The following is a 1,536-nucleotide window of genomic DNA, read 5'->3' as shown; positions in this document are numbered from 1 at the left end:
CCCTGCAAGGAGAGAGGCTTTTAAACCCCCCTTCCCTGGTAGGGAAGGGGGGCTGGGGGGTTAGGTTTAAGAGACTTTGCTGTTAATAACAATACTTTTCAGACATCCTCTAATGACTAATAACTAATGACTAATAACTAATGACTAATGACCAATGACTAATAACTAATGACTATTATGTGGTATTGGCGATCGCTTCCATTAGAAAATCGTACTGGTTCAGAAATTTTCTCTGCCCTATTTCACCCCAAAACTACACCCGGAATCGCTACACTCTTAGAAAGTCCCTACCCCACACCCACCAACCAACCCCAACTCAGTCGCTATTCTATTTGTGCCGGCGCGCCTCGGATAATCAACGGAGTCCCCCAGATGTGGACACCAAAATTAGGGCGTATTCTGCCTTTTCTACAGGAATTGTTGCAATCTAGAGGACAAAGTAGCAATTCTCCCCCTGCTTCCCCTGCCTCCCCTGCCTCCCCTGCTGCCTTATCCCCCCCACCCACACACCTCCCCTTCATCGGTGGTTGGCTAGGATGGCTAGGTTATGATGTCGCCTGGGAAATTGAACAACTACCCCACAACAAAGTTGACTCTTTACCGTTTCCTGTGGCTTTTTGGTATGAACCCGAAGCTTTTGCCGTCTTAGATCATACACAACAAATTCTCTGGTTAGCCGCTAGTAATCTTACTGAGTTAGATGAGTTAGAATGGCGTTTAGTTAACATCAATACAGTAAATTCCCTTCAGTATTTCACCCCAGCATCCTCTCATCCGGTGGCACCGAAATTTTTCACATCTCAAGCAGATTATGAGACATCTGTCAATAGGGCGAAAAAATATATTCAAGCCGGGGACATCTTTCAAGCAAACCTATCTTTGCGATTTGCGGCGACTACCTCGGCTGATGGCTGGTTAATTTACCAAGCGTTACACAAAATCAATCCTTCACCCTTTGCGAGTTATTGGCGCACCCCTTGGGGAGAAGTCATCAGCTGTTCCCCAGAACGGTTAGTCATGTTGCAAAATGGACAAGCCCAAACCAGACCCATCGCCGGGACGCGATCGCGTGGTATAACTCCAGAACAAGATCAGCAATTAGCGCAAGAACTCCTCAGCAACACCAAAGAACGAGCAGAACACATCATGCTGGTAGATTTGGAACGGAACGATTTAGGGCGAGTTTGTGAATGGGGAACAGTCAGCGTCAATGAATTACTGACGATAGAGAGATATAGTCATGTGATGCACCTAGTGAGTAATGTTAAAGGAAAATTGAGAAGCGATCGCACCCCCATAGACTTAATTCGTGCCTTATTCCCCGGTGGTACAATTACAGGCTGTCCTAAAGTCCGTTGTATGGAAATTATCGAAGAATTAGAACCCGTGCGCCGCAGTTTATTTTATGGTTCTTGTGGCTATTTAGATGCGCGAGGCAACCTAGACTTAAATATTTTCATCCGCACCCTACTACTAACCCCCCACTCCCCACACAACACCGTCTGGGGGCAAGTAGGCGCGGGCATAGTTGCCGAC

The 1,536-nt window shown here is 46.7% G+C and carries 1 protein-coding gene; it reads left to right on the top strand.

Going from position 1 to position 1,536, the window contains the following annotated elements; genetic code table 11:
- Positions 1 to 168: 168 nt before the first annotated feature.
- The coding region (locus AACS98_RS05525; RefSeq protein WP_084386877.1) for an anthranilate synthase component I at positions 169 to 1,536 on the top strand (1,368 nt) is incomplete at its 3' end.

The sequence above is a fragment of the Anabaena sp. CA = ATCC 33047 genome, assembly GCF_963870205.1.
In the GTDB taxonomy this organism is placed as follows: Bacteria; Cyanobacteriota; Cyanobacteriia; order Cyanobacteriales; family Nostocaceae; genus Trichormus.
Note: the sequence above shows the minus strand (reverse complement) of the source record. Positions and strands in the feature narration are given on the sequence as shown.